The organism is Corynebacterium sp. HMSC073D01 (assembly GCF_001815555.1).
Taxonomy (GTDB): Bacteria; Actinomycetota; Actinomycetes; order Mycobacteriales; family Mycobacteriaceae; genus Corynebacterium; species Corynebacterium glucuronolyticum.
This window is the reverse complement of record NZ_KV821070.1, coordinates 51,917-67,362: the sequence shown is the minus strand read 5'-3', so window position 1 is coordinate 67,362 and position 15,446 is coordinate 51,917. Positions and strand designations below refer to the sequence as shown.

The window sequence follows — 15,446 nt, the reverse complement described above, 5'->3', positions numbered from 1 at the left end:
GTCCACGATGTCGCGAACCTTGGCATCGGGGCCGAGCTCCTCGAGCGCTTCGCGCACCTGCTTGAGGCGGTACTCGCGCCGCTCAATGTAGCGCGCGGCCAGGTCGGCGGTATCCGGGTGATCCGGGCCGTGGCCGGGCAGGAGGGGGATGCCCTTGCCACGCTCAACGAGGAGCTTCAGCGAGTCGAGGTACTGGCCCAGGTCACCGTCGGTTTCGGAGATCATCGACGTGTGGCGGCCGACGATCGTGTCACCGGTGATAATGCCTTCTACCTTGTCATCTTTGCCGTGAACGAAGAAGCACGTGGAATGGGCCGTGTGACCAGGGGTTGCTACAACCTCGACAGTAGGAGTCACACCGTCGATGGAGACCACCTCACCGTCGACAAGCGGAGAACCGTCGACGCAGTAACGGGGATCCAACGAGCGGACCGGGGCCCCAGTCATCTGGGCGAAGCGCTCGGCGCCGCCCGCGTGATCCTGATGGCGGTGCGTGAGGAGGATGAGCCCCACGTGATCCGCCTTGGCCTGCAACACATTGAGGTGCCCCTCATCGTGCGGACCCGGGTCGATGACGATGGAGTTCGGGTCGCCCTGCGCCCGAACCACCCACGAGTTTGTTCCCTCCAGGGAGGAATAGCCCGCATTGGGACACAGAACCACACCGATGGACTCAGTCACCGGACGAAGAAGGCTGTACGCAGGATGTTGCATGAAAGTCGACCTTAAAACTCTACGATCAATTCAATTTCAACCGGGGCATCCATCGGCAGCTCCGCAACGCCCACGGCTGAACGGGCGTGCACGCCCTTTTCACCAAAGACTTCCTCCATCAGCTCCGACGCGCCGTTCACCACGGCAGGCTGGGCGTTGAAGCCCGGCGCGGAGTTCACGAAGCCGACGATCTTCACCACGCGGGTGATCTTCTCCAGATCAACCTCGTTATTGATCGCCGCCAGCGCGTTGAGGGCGGCGGTACGAGCCAGGTCGTAGGCCTCCTCCTGGGTGACCTCGGCACCCACCTTGCCCGTCTTCGGCAGCGCGCCGTCGACGAAGGGGAGCTGGCCGGACGTGTACACATAATGACCCGTCACGACTGCAGGGGTGTAGGCGGCAACCGGCTTGGCTACCTCTGGCAACTCAATCATTTAATCCTCACTGTCATTCACAGGCCGCTTCATGTAGGCCACAACGTTTTCAGGGTTAGGTCCCGGCATGACCGTCACCAGTTCCCATCCGTCTTCGCCCCACGTGTCCAAGATCTGCTTGGTCGCGTGCGTAAGCAGTGGAACCGTTGCATACTCCCATTTAGTCATGTCAGTCATAGCCCCTATCTTAGGTGAAACCCGCCCATCTCACCGGCCCAGCGCAACTCAGACCACCCGCACGTACACAAAATGCCCGGTGGCCTGCACCACCGGGCTGTTCGCAGGACGCTGCGAGGGGTTCCGCGAGTGCGGAACACGAAAACACGTTAGATATCTTCGAGCGTGCCGCCCATCTCAAAGAAACGGGCCCAGCTCTTCACATGCGGGTACATCCGCAGGGCTGCGCGACGCTGACGCTCAGTGAGACCTCCCCAGACGCCGAACTCCACGCGGTTATCCAGTGCGTCGGCACGACAATCAAGCAGAACCGGGCAATCTTCGCAGATTTGCGCGGCTTCCCGCTGGGCGGCACCCTTCACAAAGAGGGCGTCGGGGTCGCCCTCACGGCAGCGAGCCTGTGTAATCCACTTCCCACGTTCCGGATCGAACTTACGGGCCGATCCTACGAGGTAGGGGCTTCGGCGCCGACGACGGATAAGTGAGGTGGTCATACGCTATCCTCCTGTCAATTATGCTTCCCTATACGGTTAGCCTATTCACAAGGAAGGCACCTTGTCTAATACGTCACAACATTGTTCAACAGTTGCTACCCCCATTTGTCACACCTCCCATTAGAGTATAGGCGTGCGTGCAATAACCTCACTAGCCCAAATTGTCACCGCCATCATCGTGGCCGGTGCGCTCATGGCGCTTGCCCTCGCCCCCGTGGCTGGCCTTTCAGGGATCGCCGCGGCCCGAACGCAGGAGGCCATGGAGACAGGACTCGCCGATCTCACCGACGGCACTGCCCCCGGTGTGACCACGATTTACGACAACGCGAACACCCCCATCGCCTGGATTTACAAACAGCGGCGCTTCGATGTCCCCGCAGACAAGATCGCCCAGCCGATGAAGGACGCGATCGTATCCATCGAGGATCGACGCTTCTACGACCACGACGGCGTGGACTGGACCGGGACGCTTCGCGCGATGGCCACCAACGTGCTTTCCGGCGGCGTCCGCCAGGGCGCATCCACGCTCGACCAGCAGTACGTGAAGAACTACATGTACCTGGTCAACGCGGACACCGAGGAAGAGGCTGCCGCCGCCGTGGAGACAAGCTACGCACGCAAACTCCGCGAGATGAAGATGGCCAGCGAGCTGGACAACAACCTCCCCAAGGACGAGATCCTCGCCCGCTACCTCAACATCGTGCCCTACGGCAACGGCGCCTTCGGCATCGAAGCTGCGGCACGCACCTATTTTGGCACCTCGGCGGCACAGCTCACCGTCCCGCAAGCGGCCCTCTTGGCAGGCGTTGTACAGTCCACCTCCGGCCTCAACCCGTACGCCAACCCGGAGGGCGCACTCGAGCGCCGCAACACGGTGCTGCAGACGATGGCGGATTCGGGCAAGATTCCCGCCGAGGCACTCGCCGGCTACCAGGCCGAGCCACTCGGTGTCCTGCCTGAGCCCGTTGGTCTCCCCCAGGGCTGCATCACCGCCGGTGACCTCGGTTTCTTCTGCGACTACGTATTGGAATACCTGGACAGCAAGGGCTTAAGTACCGACGAGCTGACGAAGAGCTCCTACGAAATCCACACCACCATCGATCCGGTCATGCAGGCACGCGTCAAGCAGAGCGTGAACCAGTTCGCCAACCCGCAGACCCCCGGCGTGGCGGAGACGATGAACGTGATCAACCCCGGCGACAAGCGCGAGGTTCTCGCCATGGCGAACTCCCGTTCGTACGGGCTCGATGCCGATAATTTCGAAACAGTCCTGCCGCTGACGGCCTCGACGCTTGGCAGCGGCGCGGGTTCCGTGTTCAAGATTTTCACCGCCGCCACGGCACTCACCGAGGGCATCGGCATCGACACGGTGCTGCCCGTCCCCGTGCGCGTGGAAAAGTCCGGCATGGGCTTCGGTGGCGCGAAGAACTGCCCGCCCGGGATGTACTGCGTGGAAAACGCCGGCACCTACAAACCGCAGATGACGCTGCGGGAGGCGCTTGCGCAATCGCCGAACACGACGTTTGTGAACCTCATCGAGACCGTCGGTGTGGAGGACACAGTGAACATGGCCGTCAAGCTCGGCCTGCGCAACTACAAGGACGAGGGCATCGCACAGGATGTCATCGACCACAACTCCGGCTCCTTCACCCTCGGCCCGACGCCGGTCAACCCGCTGGAGCTCACCAACGTCGCGGCGACGCTTGCCTCCGGCGGCCGCTGGTGTGAGCCGAACCCGATTGCCTCCATCACCGAGAACGGCACCCCTGTTGACCTGCATGTCCCCGCCTGCGAGGATGTCCTCGAGCCGGGTGCCGCCGGCGCTTTGGCCACGGCGCTTTCCGACGACCTCACCAAGGGCACGGCCTCCGATACCGCCAAGGCGATGAACTGGCAGGGCACGGCCTCCTCGAAGACGGGCACGACGGAAACGCACCAGTCCAGCGCCTTCCTCGGCTTCAACACGGGCTTCGCCGCCTCCACCTACATCTTCAACGACGGCCAGGTCAACACCCCGCTGTGTACCGCACCACTGCGCCAGTGCCAGGACGGCACCCTCTACGGTGGCATGGAGGCCACGGCGACATGGGTGAACGTGGCCAACCAGACGCCCACCGCCACGAGCGGAACGTTGCCGAAGGCGGATGCCCGCTACAATTCCGGCACCGCCACCCTGCCGGAGGTCGGCGGCCTAAGCAAGGAAGCGGCCACCAAGCGGCTGAAGGACGCGGGCTACGCTATCTCGAACGTCACCTACGCGCCCGGTAACGGTACCCCCAAGGAGCGCGCCCTCTACGCGCGTTTCGACGGCCTGGCCCACGCAGGTGCCGCCGTCACCCTCGTGCTTTCCGACGGCACGCGCGCCGCCCCGACCCCGACATCTGCCCCGAATCCCACGGGTGCTCCGGTGCCCCCCGCTGCGCCCCCGCAGGCGCCCACTGGCCCCTCCGATAAGGACCTGGAGGAGCTCGCAAACGCCGTGGACGATCTTCTGAAAACCTTCGGCTAGCTCAGCTTGCCGAGCTCGGCACGGACGGCCTCGCTGAGGCGCTTGCCGTCGACGCGACCACCGGCCTTGGCCTTGGCGGCCTTCATCGCGGGACCCATCTGCGGGTTCTCGGCGACGACCTCGGACACCAGGGACGCAAGCTCGTCGTCGGAAAGCTGCTCGGGCTGGAACTCGGCGAGGATCTTCGCCTCGGCCAGCTCGTTCTCGGCGAGCTCCGGGCGGCCGTTCTGCTCGTAAATCTCGGCGGATTCCTTGCGCTTCTTAATCTCGCGGGCGACGACGGTGAGCACCTGATCGTCGGTAAGCTCGTGCTTTGAGCCCTGCGTCTCCTCGTTGCCAATGGCGGAAACAAGCATGCGCAGCGTGTTCGTGCGCTCCTTGTTGCGGGCCTTCATGGAGGCGGTCATTTCTTTACGGATGCGATCCTTCAATTCACTCATAGTCGCTAGCGTAGTCTTATACCTATGAAGAAGTTGCTGCCTGCTGCCCTCGCAACCGCAGGAGCCGCCAGTGTCGCCGGCGGGGCACTCCTCGCCTGGGGATACTCGGAGCTCACGAACTTTCAGCTCCGCGAGGTATCCGTCCCCGGACCCAAGTGCACCATCCTGCACATCTCGGATCTGCACATGCTTCCCGGGCAAAGGAAGAAGATCGACTTCGTCAACTCCCTCGCCGAGCTGAACCCCGACCTCGTCATCAACACCGGCGACAACCTCTCCGACCCGAAGGGGCTTCCCGACGCCATCCAGGCACTTACCCCACTCCTGCAGTTCCCCGGCGCATTCTGCTTTGGCACGAACGACTACTTCGGCCCCCGCCTGGTCAACCCCTTCGGCTATCTGCTGGGCAGGAAGCGAAAAGTAAGCGAAAAGGAAAACGACTGGCGCTCGCTGCGCTCCGTCCTCGTGGAGCACGGCTGGCACGACGTGAATAACGCCCGCGCGGCTTTCAAACTCGGCGGCATCAACGTCTCCATCGGCGGTGTCGACGATCCCCACCACGACCTGGACGAGTACCCCGGTCCCCCGCACGAGGGCTCTAAACTCAAGCTCGCGCTCCTCCACGCCCCGGAACCCCGCGTGCTGGAGCAGTTTGCTGCCGACGGCTACCAGCTGGCACTCTCCGGCCATACCCACGGCGGCCAGATCTGCCTGCCGGGTGGGAAGACGATCGTGACCAACTGCGGCATCGACAGGGAACGCGCCAAGGGCCTGCACCGCTTCGGCGACATGTACATGCATGTTTCGGAAGGCCTCGGCACCGCCAAGTTCGCCCCCGTGCGCCTGTGGTGCCCGCCGGCGGCAACGCTGATCCACATGGGATAACCCCCGGGTTAACCTGGCGTTTTGGTCAATTCACCCGGTGTGCTCTACTATATTCTCTTGTCTACGGGATATGGCGCAGCTTGGTAGCGCGCCTCGTTCGGGACGAGGAGGTCGCAAGTTCAAATCTTGTTATCCCGACCAAGACAACCCCTCCGGGCTTTCAGCTCGGAGGGGTTTTACTTTTCTTACACTTCGTAGCCCGACCCATTTTCAAGTGGCCCCGAATGATTATGCCCCGATTACTGGCTGAACATCCCCGTAGGTGATGGGAGTTTCAGGATCGACTAATTCCCCGTCCACTGCATCGTCGGCTTGGATGCGTTCATAGCTATCCTCAGTCTTTTTCCTGTCCTGTTCCATGCACGGTGAACCCCCTGTCCCCTATCCGGAATTTGGTAAATGTAGATTTTCTCGCCCGCTCCGGTTCGAGCTATGACTTTCTTTTTGAAAGATTCTGTTTCCACTGATCTCTCCCCCCTTTACGGCCCATGAATTTCCACTTGTTTGGTGATCGGATATGCCCGGGCCGCATTCGGGTCGAGGCACACACCTTCTGCGGCCCAACGGGTTCCGATGCCCGAATGGTTGGCGGGGCTTGGGCTGCATTCGGTTCGCGAGGGATTCTTTTTGCGGCCCATCCGGTTCTCGCTTCTCGACGATTAATTCCCCTCGGGCCGCACTCGGGTCGCGGCACACGCCTTCTGCGGCCCAACGGGTTCCGATGCCCAAATGGTTGGCGGGGCTTGGGCCGCATTGGGGCACACAGAGCGGGTTACGCTAGCTGCTCCTCGCGCGTGGTGACGATGAGGCCACCGGAGATGGCGGCAAGTGCTGCGAGGACGGCGATGCCGGTCCAGAGGATGACCTGGTTGCCACCGTTGCCAAGCGCGGTGATGGCGGCGGTGGGATAGTTCAGTGGCATGATGCCGGCCAGGGCCTGCGCCCAGCGGGTGGCGCCGCCGGAGGTCAGCGACTCCCATACCCAACCGGTGATCCCGGCCTGCACCAGCGCGCCGGCCAGCACGATGCCGTAGCCAATCTGGCCAAAGTAGCGGGTCAGCAGTGTAGCGGACAGCGTTCCGACGGCGGCGGTCAGCGCCAGCACGAGGGTGATGCCGACAAGTGCCAGCGGGGAGACGGCGGTGCTCAGCAGCCAGAGAAGGATGATGCCGAGGGAGACGATCGCCACGTTGGAGCCCACCTTCCACCACAGCGGCAGGCGGGTGAGCCCCACGAAAGCGGCGGCGAGGAGAACAACGAGGGAGACGAGGAAGGCGTACAGCGGCGGGAGGAAGGTGTCCGGCTTCTCGTTTTCCTCCTCGTTCACTACGGGGAGCACCGGGATGGCCCGGGCCGTGCCCTTGATGTTGTCGGTGGATTTTTGGGCCATGCCATCGACACGCTCAGCACCGGCCTTGAGGTCATCGGCGCCCTTTTTCGCCTCGTTGACACCGCTTTCAAGCTGGCCCAGCCCCTGGGCGAGCTGCTGCGCGCCCTGCGTGGCGGTGTAGATGCCGTCGTGGTACTGGGAGCCGTTCTTGCCCAGCTGGTTTGCCACCTCGCGGGAGCCGGAGCGCAGCGCTGCGAGCTGGTCGACGATAGTGGCATCGAACTGGAAGTTCTCCACTTGGGGGCGTACCTCGGCGAGGCGTGCGCGAGCTTGCTTGGCGTCGGGAAGCGGGTTCTTGGCCAGGTCTGCGTCGGTCTGGTCGATCATGGTGAGGAGCTGCTGCTGGATGATCCCGATCTGGTTGACGTAGCCCACGGCCTCCTCGACGCCGTCGGCGACGCGGGTGGCACCATCGGCAAGCTGGGTGGTGCCGGCCTGCAGCTGCGTCATTCCCTGGGAGAGCTGGGTGGCGGCGCTAGAGGCGGTGGAGGCACCGGACGACAGTTCCCCCATGCCGTCGGAAAGCTTGGTGGAGCCATCGAGGAGTTCCTGGGTGCCGCGCTTGACGAAGTCGGCCTGCGTGGAGGCCTCGCCGGCGGCGCGGCGGGCGGGGACGAGATCCGCGCCGGAGACCATGGGGACGGGCGCGCCCTCTTCCTCTTTACTCCACGTGGATGCCAGGTCAGTGGCGAAAAAAGTGCCAACCGCAAGCGGGATGAGGAGGAGTAGTGCCAGGAGCCTTTTCATAAAAGATAAAGGTAGTAAAGGCAATTCCGGTTCGGGTAACGCCACACCGACTGGTAAGGTAGCAACCTACAAAACAGTAAGGATTTTTCATTGTGACTCAAGCTCTGTGCTTGGCGGCCGCGGCGTTTGTCCTCTCGCCGGTGGCCGTCAAACTTCTGCAACGACGAGCCGGCTGGCTTCTCGGCACACTGCTTCTGGTAGGCGCGGTTTTTGTCGCGCCCGATGTGTTCTCCGGCACCCGCCGGGACATCGGCTGGACGTGGATGCGGGATCTCGCTGGACCCGGCCAAGATGTAACCTTTGGATTTAGTGGCGACGCCCTGAGCCTCACCTTCGCGCTACTCGCGTTGGGGATCGGTGGCGTCGTTTTGCTCTATTCTGCGGCCTACCTGCACGAGGACGATAAGCCACGGTCGTTTTATATCTTCATGACGGGCTTCGCGCTCAGCGTCCTCATCCTCGTGCTCGCCGCCGATGTGGTGGTGCTGTTCGTCGGTTGGGAACTCGTCTCCATCGCCAGCTTCCTGCTCATCGCCCAATCGGGCTCTGCCGGGGAAAAGGGCGCATCGCGCACCCTCATCCTCACGTTCTTCGGTGGGCTGACGCTCTTGGCGGCCCTCGGCATCGCCGTGGCGGTGACGGGGACGACGAATATTGAGGCAATTGTAGCCTCGCCCGCCTGGGAGTCCTCCGGCCTGACAACGGCGTTCGCGCTGCTCATCGCGTGCTCGGGGTTCACCAAGGCGGCGCAGTTCCCATTCCACCTGTGGCTCCCGGAGGCGATGGCCGCCGCCACGCCTGTCTCGGCGTTCCTGCACGCCGCCGCGGTGGTGAAGGCCGGCATCTACCTGCTCATCCGGTTCAGTCCGGTGTTCGCGGGCAACCAGGTCTGGTCTGTCACCCTCATGGTGGTGGGCATGGGCACGGCGCTCATGTCGGCATTCTTCGCCATCCAGAAGACGGACCTGAAAAAGCTCACCGCCTACTCCACGGTGAGCCACCTCGGCTGGATCGTCGCCACGATCGGCACCGGGGCGATCGCAGCGGCCGTGGTCCACACGATCGCGCACGCGCTGTTCAAGTCCTCGCTGTTCATGCTCGTCGGTGTCGTCGACCACCAGGCCGGCTCGCGCGACGTGCGCAGGCTGGGCAGCCTGTGGCGGCGGATGCCGTTCACCTTCGGTGGCGCAGTTCTCGCCGCCGCCAGCATGGCCGCCATCCCGCCGCTCATGGGCTTTGTGTCCAAGGAGGCGATGCTCACCGCGTTCGAGCCATTCCCGCTGCTGCTGGCCGCCGGCGCGGTCGGCGCGCTGCTCACCTTCGTGTATTCCACCCGCTACGTCTTCGGCGCGTTCGTCGACGGCCCGCGCGACATGTCTGAGGTCCGCGAAGCCCCCGTCTCCCTGTGGCTTCCCGCAGCACTGCCCGGCGCGCTGTCGATCGTCCTGCCGTTCACGCTGGGGCTTTTCGACGCGCCACTGACGGCAATCACCGGCGAGGAACAGCACCTCGCCCTCTGGCACGGGGTGACGGTGCCGTTCCTCATCTCGATGGTGGTGCTGGTCCTTGGTCTTGTCGCCCTGGTTTACCGCCGCCGGATCTGGGCGCTTGTCGACGATCGCTCGCTCTTCCCCGGTTCCGGCAACCAGGCGCTCCAGGCTGTTGTCCAGTGGCTGACCCAGTGGGGCCGGGTGGCCGCAGAGATGGCCAACTCGCTGTCGCCCACCCGCCACCTGGCATGGGTGTTTGTCATGCTCGTCGCACTGGCGGGCGGGTCGGTCGCCTTCGGGCCTCCGCTGGGCGAGCGCATCAACACCGACCGCTGGACGGACATCATCCCGCTGGTGATTGTGCTCGTCAGCGTCATCGGCCTGACGATGGTGTCCAAGACCCGCCTGGCCGGCGCGTTGCTGCTCGGCACCGCCGGGGTGGGGGCGACGTTCCAGATCCTCACACTCGGTGCCCCGGATGTGGCGCTCACCCAGTTCCTTGTGGAGATCCTCACCGTCCTCATCATCATGCTGGCCATCCGCCACCAGCCGCCACGCTTCCAACCCACCTCCCTGCGGAGGAAGCGGGGCGCCGCCATCCTTGCTGTTCTCATGGGTGGCTCGGCCACACTTGCCGTGTGGGCACTGTACGGGCGCACCGGCCGTTCGGAACTGTCCCAGTGGTATCTGCACAATGCCCCGGACATCACCAGTGGCGACAACATCGTGAACACCATCCTCGTGGAGTTCCGCGCCCTGGATACCCTCGGGGAGCTGTCCGTTTTGGGCATGGCCGGCGTCGTCATCGCCGCCGTCGTGTCCTCCATCCCCCGCCAGCCGGAGGTGGTCACCCGCCCGTTCGGGTTTGAGGACGCCAACGCCGTGCCGCTCATGCAGCTGCGGCGCTACCTCATCCCCATCCTCTGCGTGCTCAGCTTCCTCATCTTCATGCGCGGCCACAACGACCCGGGTGGCGGCTTCATCGCCGCCCTCGTCGGCAGCGCCGCCATCGCCATCATCTACCTGAGTGGCGGTGCGGAGAAGCCGGTCACCGGGCCCTATACACCGGCGGTGCTCACCGGTGTGGGCATGCTCGTGGCGCTGGCCTCCGGCTACCTGGGGATGACGCACGGCTCGTTCCTGTATGCCATCCACGGCACCATTTTGGGCCAGCACATGACCACGTCCATGATCTTCGATGCCGGCGTGTACCTCGCCGTGCTCGGCATGATCGCCGCAGCCATCAACAATCTGGGGGTGAAGAAATGATCATCGCCATAACTATTGGCATCCTCATCGCCGGCGGCGTGTACCTCGTCCTCCAACGCGGCATGGTGCGCATCGTCTTCGGCATGACGCTCATCAGCCACGCGGTGAACCTCATCATCCTGTCCGCCGGCGTCCCCGCCTGGCGCGGCCAACCGTTTGGCTCCACGGCGATTGAGGATGCCGCCGACCCGCTGCCACAGGCCTTCGTGCTGACCGCCATCGTCATCACCATGGCCGTCACTGCGTTCATGCTCACCCTGGCAGCGCTCGGCACCAACGATGACACCAAGCGCGACAAGAAGCGCGACGGTGCAGTCGAAGATGGTGCCGTTCCAAACAATATTGTCGCTCTTACGAGCGACGACGTCGCTGTCGCACGCGACGACGTCGCCACCGCGAGTGGGGGCGTCGCCACTGCAAGCGATGGCGACGTTAAGAGAGGAGATGAAGCCTAAATGCTGATTCTGCTTCTCCTCGCCGTCCCGCTGACGGCCTCCGCCCTCGCGGTGATCTTCCCCGGACTCGGCCGCTACCTGCAGCTCATCGTCCCCGCAGGACTTATCCCCGCAGCGATCTACCTGTACGGCTACGGCACCGTGGCGCACTCCACCGGTCTGTACGTCGGCGGCGTGGCCATCCCCTTTGTTGCCGACCGGTTCTCCGCCATCATGATCGCCACCACCGCTATCGTGGCGCTCGGCGCGAACTGGTTCGCCTTCCAGACCACCAAGCAGCGGTTCTACCCGGCGCTGACGCTCATGCTTATTGCGGGTGTCAACGGCGCGCTGCTCACCGCTGACCTCTTCAACTTCTTCGTGTTCATTGAGGTCATGCTCCTGCCCTCCTACGGCCTCTTGGCCATGCAGGGCGGGCGGGACAGGCTCCGTGCGGGCCGTGTGTTCGTCCTGGTGAACCTGTCCGCCTCGACGCTGCTGCTGGCGGGTGTCGCCTTCCTCTACGGGCAGGTGGGCACCGCGAACCTGGCAGCACTTGCCGGTGCGGGTGAGGTCGCGCCGATCCCGCTGGCGATCATCGTCATCGCACTGTGCGCCAAGGCCGGCACGTTCCCCGTGCACACGTGGCTGCCGCGCACGTACCCGATTACGTCCGCCAGCGTTATGGGGCTTTTCTCCGGCCTGCACACCAAGGTGGCGGTGTACATGCTGTTCCGCATTTGGGTGGTCGTGTTCGACATGGATGCCCGCTGGAACTGGCTCATTATCACCGTGTGCGTGGCGAGCATGCTTATCGGCGGCTTCGGTGGCCTGGGTGAGCACACGCTGCGCCGCATCATCGGCTACCAGATGGTCAACGGCATGCCGTTCATCCTCATCGTGTTCGCGTTTTGCACCCACGATCCGCAGCGCGCTCTTGCCGCCGGCATCATGTACGCGCTGCACCACATGGTGACCATCGGCTCGCTCGTCCTCACCTCCGGTGCGGTGGAGGAAGCCTACGGCACCGACCGGTTGAAGAAACTGTCGGGCTTGCAGGAACGCGAGCCGCTTACGGCGTTCGTGTTCGCCGCCGGTGCGTTTTCCATCGTCGGCTTCCCGCCGCTGTCCGGCATTGTGGGCAAGGTCCTCGTCGTGTTCGAGGCCGCCCGAGCCGAGCAGTACTTCGTCATCGCGATCATCATCATCGCCTCCTTCGGCGCGCTGCTTTCTATGCTGCGCGCCTACCGCGAGGCGTTCTGGGGTGCGCCGATGAGGAACGCGCCCCGTGAGGCGCGCGTAGGAGCCTTGATCGCCCCGGGCGCTGCGCTCATCGCCGTGAGCTTCGCCATGTTCTTCGGCGCAGGCTTCGTCTTCGACTGGGTGCAGGGTGCCGCCGCCTCGCTTCTCGACGTCGCAACCTACTCTGAGGCCGTCCTCGGCCCCGACCCGATTGGAGTGGTATGAGTATCAAATACTTCTTCTGGCTCATTGGCCAGGTCATCGTCGGTGGCGTGACCATCGCCGTCGACATGCTGCGGCCGAGCCCCAACGTTAAGCCCGTGGTGGTGCACTACCCGCTGCGCATCACGAGTGAGCGCGACCTGGCGGCGTTTTCCACCTCCGTCACCATGACGCCGGGCACGCTGTCGCTCGGTTTCCACGACGGGTTTCTCGACGTCCACGCCGTGTACGGCCAGGACCCCGACGAGGTGCTCGCGGGGCTGGCGGAGATGGAGGAGCGCCTCAACCCATCGGTGAGGGACATCGACCGGGGTGCTCCCGGCCAAGGTCCTGGCAACCCACTGCGCTCGACGCTTATCGCTGGGCGTTCCGACGACAACTACGGCCCGACGGAGACCTTCGATGGGCCGTCGAAAGCCTTCGGTGAGCGGGAAAGGAAGACAGATGTTTAACGTTGTCATGTACATCGGCATGGGGATGTTTGCCGTGGCACTCATCGCCACGCTCGCCCTCATGCTGAAGAAGGGTGACCGGTCGCGAGCCGTGGTCAGCGACCTCGTGTTCTACTGCATGGTGGGAATGTACGTCATCTGGACGTTCATTTCCGACACGTCCATCATCTACGAGGTTGCGCTGCTGGCGGCCCTGCTCGGGCTCATCACCACTGTCAGTAATGCGCGGATCCTGTCCCAGGGGAGGCGCTAATGATTACCGAAATCATTGTCGGCATCGCCGTCATCTTCGCGGGGCTCATGGCGCTCGCCTCGGCGCGGGCGATCTGGGTCGCACCGGATGCGCTCACCCGCGCGAACGTCCTCGGCCCCACCACGTGTATCGCCATTCCCGTGTTGCTCATGGCGAAGCTGCTGCACGATTGGGTCACCGACGGCTTCGACCCCAATGACACCGTGCGTGCCGTGCTCAGTATCACCGGCATGCTTGTTGTGGCTTCCGTCTCCAGCTTCTACATGGGCAGGGCTCTGTTCTCGACGCGTAACGAGGACCCCGCCGAACATGAGCTGGAGGACGACCCCCGTATGATTTAGGGCATGGACAAAGATGATCTCGTGACGCGCCTCGCCCTCGCGGCGGGCAAGGGCGACAGGGAGGCGCTCACCGAGTTCATCAAGCTCACCCAGAAAGATGTGTGGCGGCTCCTCGCCCACCTCTCCTCCCCTGCGGAAGCCGACGACCTGACGCAGGAAACCTACTTGCGCGTCATCTCTGCCCTCCCCCGTTTCCAGGGGCGTTCCACGGCGAAGACGTGGCTCATCACGCTCGCCCGCCGCGTGTGGATCGATCAGATTCGCCACGAGCAGTCCCGCCCGAAGAAGTCCTCCACCGAGTACGAGGACGTCCAGCACGCCACCCCACCCGAGTGGTCTGAGCTTGTCGACGTCCGCCTCCTCCTCAACAGCCTCCCCCCAGAACGCCGCGAGGCCCTCGTCCTCACCCAGGTCCTCGGCTACTCCTACGAGGAGGCCGCCAAAATCGCCGGTGTCCGTGTGGGCACCATCCGCTCCCGCGTCGCCCGCGCCCGCAAGGATCTCATAGGATAGAAGCCGTGAAGAACCTGCATTCCCTCACCGTTCTCATCATTGTGCTTGGTGTCTTTACTCTCGGAATAGACATTGCACAACACGGTCTTGACCTGTTAACTCTCGGCGCTTTCGGATTGGTTTTTATTGGCGCTGGATTCGCCTGGAGGAACAAGCAGTCACGCTGCATACCGCAGCTGCAGACACTCTGCGTCGCGATCGTCTTCTTTGCCATCACCGCAATCGGAATCACCGATCTTCGGCCGGCGGGTGTCGGCCTCATGCTTGGCACAGGGTTCATCGTCCTCCTTCGCTCCATAGAGCCGACACCCCCTGCTGGTGGGGACCAGCAGGGGGTGTAAAAGAGGTTGTTGGCTAGCTAGACCAGCAGCTCAGCAATCTGCACCGTGTTGAGGGCTGCGCCCTTGCGCAGGTTGTCGCCGACGAGGACGAGAACGAGACCACGGTTGTCGTCGACGGTCTGGTCCTGACGGATGCGTCCCACGAGGGTGTCGTCGATGCCTGCCGCATCGAGGGGGGTGGGGACGTCGACAAGCTTGACACCGGGAGTATCGGCGAGGATTTCCTTTGCGCGCTCCGGGGTGATGGAGCGGGAGAACTCGGCGTGGACCGTGAGCAGGTGGCCGGTGAAGACCGGGATGCGGACGCACGTGCCGGAGACCTTGAGGTCCGGGATGTGGAGGATGCGACGCGACTCGTTGCGGAGCTTCTGCTCCTCGTCAGTTTCAAGAGAGCCGTCATCGACAAGGTTGCCGGCGAACGGGAGGGCGTTGTACGCAATCGGCTTGACGTAGGGGCCAAGATCGTCGGGCTGCAGCACAGAGCCGTCGTGGGCGAGCTCAACATTGTGGTTGCCGAGGTCCGCAACCTGCTTGGCGAGCGTTTCCACGCCGGCGAGACCGGAGCCAGAAACCGCTTGGTAGGAGGAGACGTGGAGGACACGAAGGTCCGCTTCGTCGTGAAGCGCCTTGAGAGCCGGCATTGCAGCCATCGTCGTGCAGTTCGGGTTGGCGATAATCCCCTTCGACGTGTTGTGCGCATCGTCCGGGTTGACCTCGCTCACGATGAGCGGGCAGTCCATATCCTTGCGCCATGCGGAGGAGTTGTCCACCACCGTCGCGCCGGCCTCGGCGAACACCGGAGCCCACTCACGGGACACCGCGCCACCGGCGGAGAACACGGCGATGTCGATGCCGCGGAGCGTTTCGACGGTCTGCTGGGCGATGTCCTCAACCTCAATGTCCTCCCCCTTCCACTCGAGGGTCTGCCCCGCAGAGCGGGAGGAGGCGAAGAAACGCACCTTATCAGCCGGGAACTTGCGTTCCTCCAGAATAGAGCGCATCACGCGCCCAACCTGCCCGGTAGCACCAACAACAGCAACAGTGGTCATAGCGTTCCTTCCTGTGGGATTAATTTCCCATTATTCTAGCCCATCGCTCC

At 63.7% G+C, this 15,446-nt stretch carries 17 protein-coding genes and 1 tRNA gene; 11 read left to right on the top strand and 7 right to left on the bottom strand.

Features of this window, described 5'->3' with window-relative positions; translation table 11 throughout:
• The 4 genes from HMPREF3044_RS10060 to HMPREF3044_RS10050 form a co-directional block, all read right to left on the bottom strand.
• Window positions 1-714: MBL fold metallo-hydrolase (locus HMPREF3044_RS10060; RefSeq protein WP_070741339.1), on the bottom strand; the 714-nt coding region annotated here is incomplete at its 3' end.
• Window positions 715-725: 11 nt separating this feature from the next.
• On the bottom strand, window positions 726-1,148 hold the full coding sequence (locus tag HMPREF3044_RS10055; RefSeq protein ID WP_005390852.1) for a RidA family protein: 423 nt from the start codon (window positions 1,146-1,148) through the stop codon (window positions 726-728).
• Window positions 1,149-1,316, bottom strand: coding sequence for a Sp36 family protein (locus tag HMPREF3044_RS12980; protein WP_141759682.1), 168 nt, complete (start codon window positions 1,314-1,316; stop codon window positions 1,149-1,151).
• 158 nt (window positions 1,317-1,474) lie between these two features.
• On the bottom strand, window positions 1,475-1,819 hold the full coding sequence (locus HMPREF3044_RS10050) for a WhiB family transcriptional regulator (protein ID WP_005390856.1): 345 nt from the start codon (window positions 1,817-1,819) through the stop codon (window positions 1,475-1,477).
• 193 nt (window positions 1,820-2,012) lie between these two features.
• Here HMPREF3044_RS10050 and HMPREF3044_RS10045 point away from each other — a divergent pair, with 193 nt between their 5' ends.
• The gene (locus HMPREF3044_RS10045) at window positions 2,013-4,328 is read left to right on the top strand and encodes a transglycosylase domain-containing protein (protein ID WP_168167251.1); all 2,316 of its coding nucleotides are present in this window, start codon (window positions 2,013-2,015) and stop codon (window positions 4,326-4,328) included.
• On the opposite strand, the gene HMPREF3044_RS10040 is transcribed toward HMPREF3044_RS10045, so the two are convergent.
• Entirely contained in the window at window positions 4,325-4,768 is a 444-nt protein-coding gene (locus HMPREF3044_RS10040; protein WP_070741334.1) for a GatB/YqeY domain-containing protein, read from the bottom strand. The genes HMPREF3044_RS10045 and HMPREF3044_RS10040 overlap by 4 nt on opposite strands.
• 24 nt (window positions 4,769-4,792) lie before the next feature.
• Here HMPREF3044_RS10040 and HMPREF3044_RS10035 point away from each other — a divergent pair, with 24 nt between their 5' ends.
• Together HMPREF3044_RS10035 and HMPREF3044_RS10030 are read left to right on the top strand one after the other, a co-directional pair.
• A complete protein-coding gene (locus tag HMPREF3044_RS10035; RefSeq protein ID WP_070741331.1) occupies window positions 4,793-5,653 on the top strand; it encodes a metallophosphoesterase in 861 nt (286 codons plus the stop codon).
• A gap of 64 nt (window positions 5,654-5,717) precedes the next feature.
• Window positions 5,718-5,794: transfer RNA gene (locus tag HMPREF3044_RS10030), tRNA-Pro, on the top strand.
• A gap of 631 nt (window positions 5,795-6,425) precedes the next feature.
• Here the strand turns inward: HMPREF3044_RS10030 and HMPREF3044_RS10025 are convergent.
• Complete coding sequence (locus HMPREF3044_RS10025) at window positions 6,426-7,790, bottom strand: hypothetical protein (protein ID WP_070741328.1); 1,365 nt, start codon at window positions 7,788-7,790, stop codon at window positions 6,426-6,428.
• A gap of 92 nt (window positions 7,791-7,882) precedes the next feature.
• Between HMPREF3044_RS10025 and HMPREF3044_RS10020 the strand changes: the two genes are divergently transcribed.
• From HMPREF3044_RS10020 to HMPREF3044_RS09985, 8 genes are read left to right on the top strand one after another with little or no spacing between them, the layout of a single operon-like run.
• The gene (locus HMPREF3044_RS10020; RefSeq protein WP_070741325.1) at window positions 7,883-10,549 is read left to right on the top strand and encodes a DUF4040 family protein; all 2,667 of its coding nucleotides are present in this window, start codon (window positions 7,883-7,885) and stop codon (window positions 10,547-10,549) included.
• Window positions 10,546-11,004, top strand: a complete 459-nt coding sequence (locus HMPREF3044_RS10015; RefSeq protein ID WP_005396247.1) for a sodium:proton antiporter — start codon at window positions 10,546-10,548, stop codon at window positions 11,002-11,004. Before HMPREF3044_RS10020 ends, HMPREF3044_RS10015 begins: the two co-directional genes overlap by 4 nt.
• Window positions 11,005-12,450: a monovalent cation/H+ antiporter subunit D family protein gene (locus HMPREF3044_RS10010; RefSeq protein WP_070741322.1), complete on the top strand. Its 1,446-nt coding sequence runs from the start codon at window positions 11,005-11,007 to the stop codon at window positions 12,448-12,450. It begins immediately after the preceding gene.
• On the top strand, window positions 12,447-12,899 hold the full coding sequence (locus tag HMPREF3044_RS10005; protein ID WP_070741319.1) for a monovalent cation/H+ antiporter subunit E: 453 nt from the start codon (window positions 12,447-12,449) through the stop codon (window positions 12,897-12,899). The genes HMPREF3044_RS10010 and HMPREF3044_RS10005 overlap by 4 nt, the downstream gene beginning before the upstream one ends.
• A complete protein-coding gene (locus HMPREF3044_RS10000) occupies window positions 12,892-13,152 on the top strand; it encodes a monovalent cation/H+ antiporter complex subunit F (RefSeq protein ID WP_005390877.1) in 261 nt (86 codons plus the stop codon). Before HMPREF3044_RS10005 ends, HMPREF3044_RS10000 begins: the two co-directional genes overlap by 8 nt.
• Window positions 13,152-13,493 (top strand): Na+/H+ antiporter subunit G, encoded by a 342-nt coding sequence (locus HMPREF3044_RS09995; protein ID WP_005390879.1) that lies wholly within the window; start codon window positions 13,152-13,154, stop codon window positions 13,491-13,493. Before HMPREF3044_RS10000 ends, HMPREF3044_RS09995 begins: the two co-directional genes overlap by 1 nt.
• 3 nt (window positions 13,494-13,496) lie before the next feature.
• Window positions 13,497-14,006 carry a sigma-70 family RNA polymerase sigma factor gene (locus HMPREF3044_RS09990; RefSeq protein ID WP_005390880.1) on the top strand — a complete coding sequence of 170 codons (510 nt, stop codon included), beginning with the start codon at window positions 13,497-13,499 and terminating at the stop codon, window positions 14,004-14,006.
• A gap of 5 nt (window positions 14,007-14,011) precedes the next feature.
• Window positions 14,012-14,347: a hypothetical protein gene (locus tag HMPREF3044_RS09985; RefSeq protein ID WP_005390881.1), complete on the top strand. Its 336-nt coding sequence runs from the start codon at window positions 14,012-14,014 to the stop codon at window positions 14,345-14,347.
• Between the two features lie 17 nt (window positions 14,348-14,364).
• Here the strand turns inward: HMPREF3044_RS09985 and HMPREF3044_RS09980 are convergent, their stop codons facing one another.
• Window positions 14,365-15,396, bottom strand: coding sequence for an aspartate-semialdehyde dehydrogenase (locus tag HMPREF3044_RS09980; protein WP_070741316.1), 1,032 nt, complete (start codon window positions 15,394-15,396; stop codon window positions 14,365-14,367).
• Between the last annotated feature and the right edge of the window lie 50 nt (window positions 15,397-15,446).

Coding starts and splice junctions, on each gene's coding strand:
- HMPREF3044_RS10055 (WP_005390852.1), bottom strand. CDS start 1,148: ATGATTGAGTTGCCAGAGGTAGCCAAGCCGGTTGCCGCCTACACCCCT.
- HMPREF3044_RS12980 (WP_141759682.1), bottom strand. CDS start 1,316: ATGACTAAATGGGAGTATGCAACGGTTCCACTGCTTACGCACGCGACC.
- HMPREF3044_RS10050 (WP_005390856.1), bottom strand. CDS start 1,819: ATGACCACCTCACTTATCCGTCGTCGGCGCCGAAGCCCCTACCTCGTA.
- HMPREF3044_RS10045 (WP_168167251.1), top strand. CDS start 2,013: ATGGCGCTTGCCCTCGCCCCCGTGGCTGGCCTTTCAGGGATCGCCGCG.
- HMPREF3044_RS10040 (WP_070741334.1), bottom strand. CDS start 4,768: ATGAGTGAATTGAAGGATCGCATCCGTAAAGAAATGACCGCCTCCATG.
- HMPREF3044_RS10035 (WP_070741331.1), top strand. CDS start 4,793: ATGAAGAAGTTGCTGCCTGCTGCCCTCGCAACCGCAGGAGCCGCCAGT.
- HMPREF3044_RS10025 (WP_070741328.1), bottom strand. CDS start 7,790: ATGAAAAGGCTCCTGGCACTACTCCTCCTCATCCCGCTTGCGGTTGGC.
- HMPREF3044_RS10015 (WP_005396247.1), top strand. CDS start 10,546: ATGATCATCGCCATAACTATTGGCATCCTCATCGCCGGCGGCGTGTAC.
- HMPREF3044_RS10010 (WP_070741322.1), top strand. CDS start 11,005: ATGCTGATTCTGCTTCTCCTCGCCGTCCCGCTGACGGCCTCCGCCCTC.
- HMPREF3044_RS10005 (WP_070741319.1), top strand. CDS start 12,447: ATGAGTATCAAATACTTCTTCTGGCTCATTGGCCAGGTCATCGTCGGT.
- HMPREF3044_RS10000 (WP_005390877.1), top strand. CDS start 12,892: ATGTTTAACGTTGTCATGTACATCGGCATGGGGATGTTTGCCGTGGCA.
- HMPREF3044_RS09995 (WP_005390879.1), top strand. CDS start 13,152: ATGATTACCGAAATCATTGTCGGCATCGCCGTCATCTTCGCGGGGCTC.
- HMPREF3044_RS09990 (WP_005390880.1), top strand. CDS start 13,497: ATGGACAAAGATGATCTCGTGACGCGCCTCGCCCTCGCGGCGGGCAAG.
- HMPREF3044_RS09980 (WP_070741316.1), bottom strand. CDS start 15,396: ATGACCACTGTTGCTGTTGTTGGTGCTACCGGGCAGGTTGGGCGCGTG.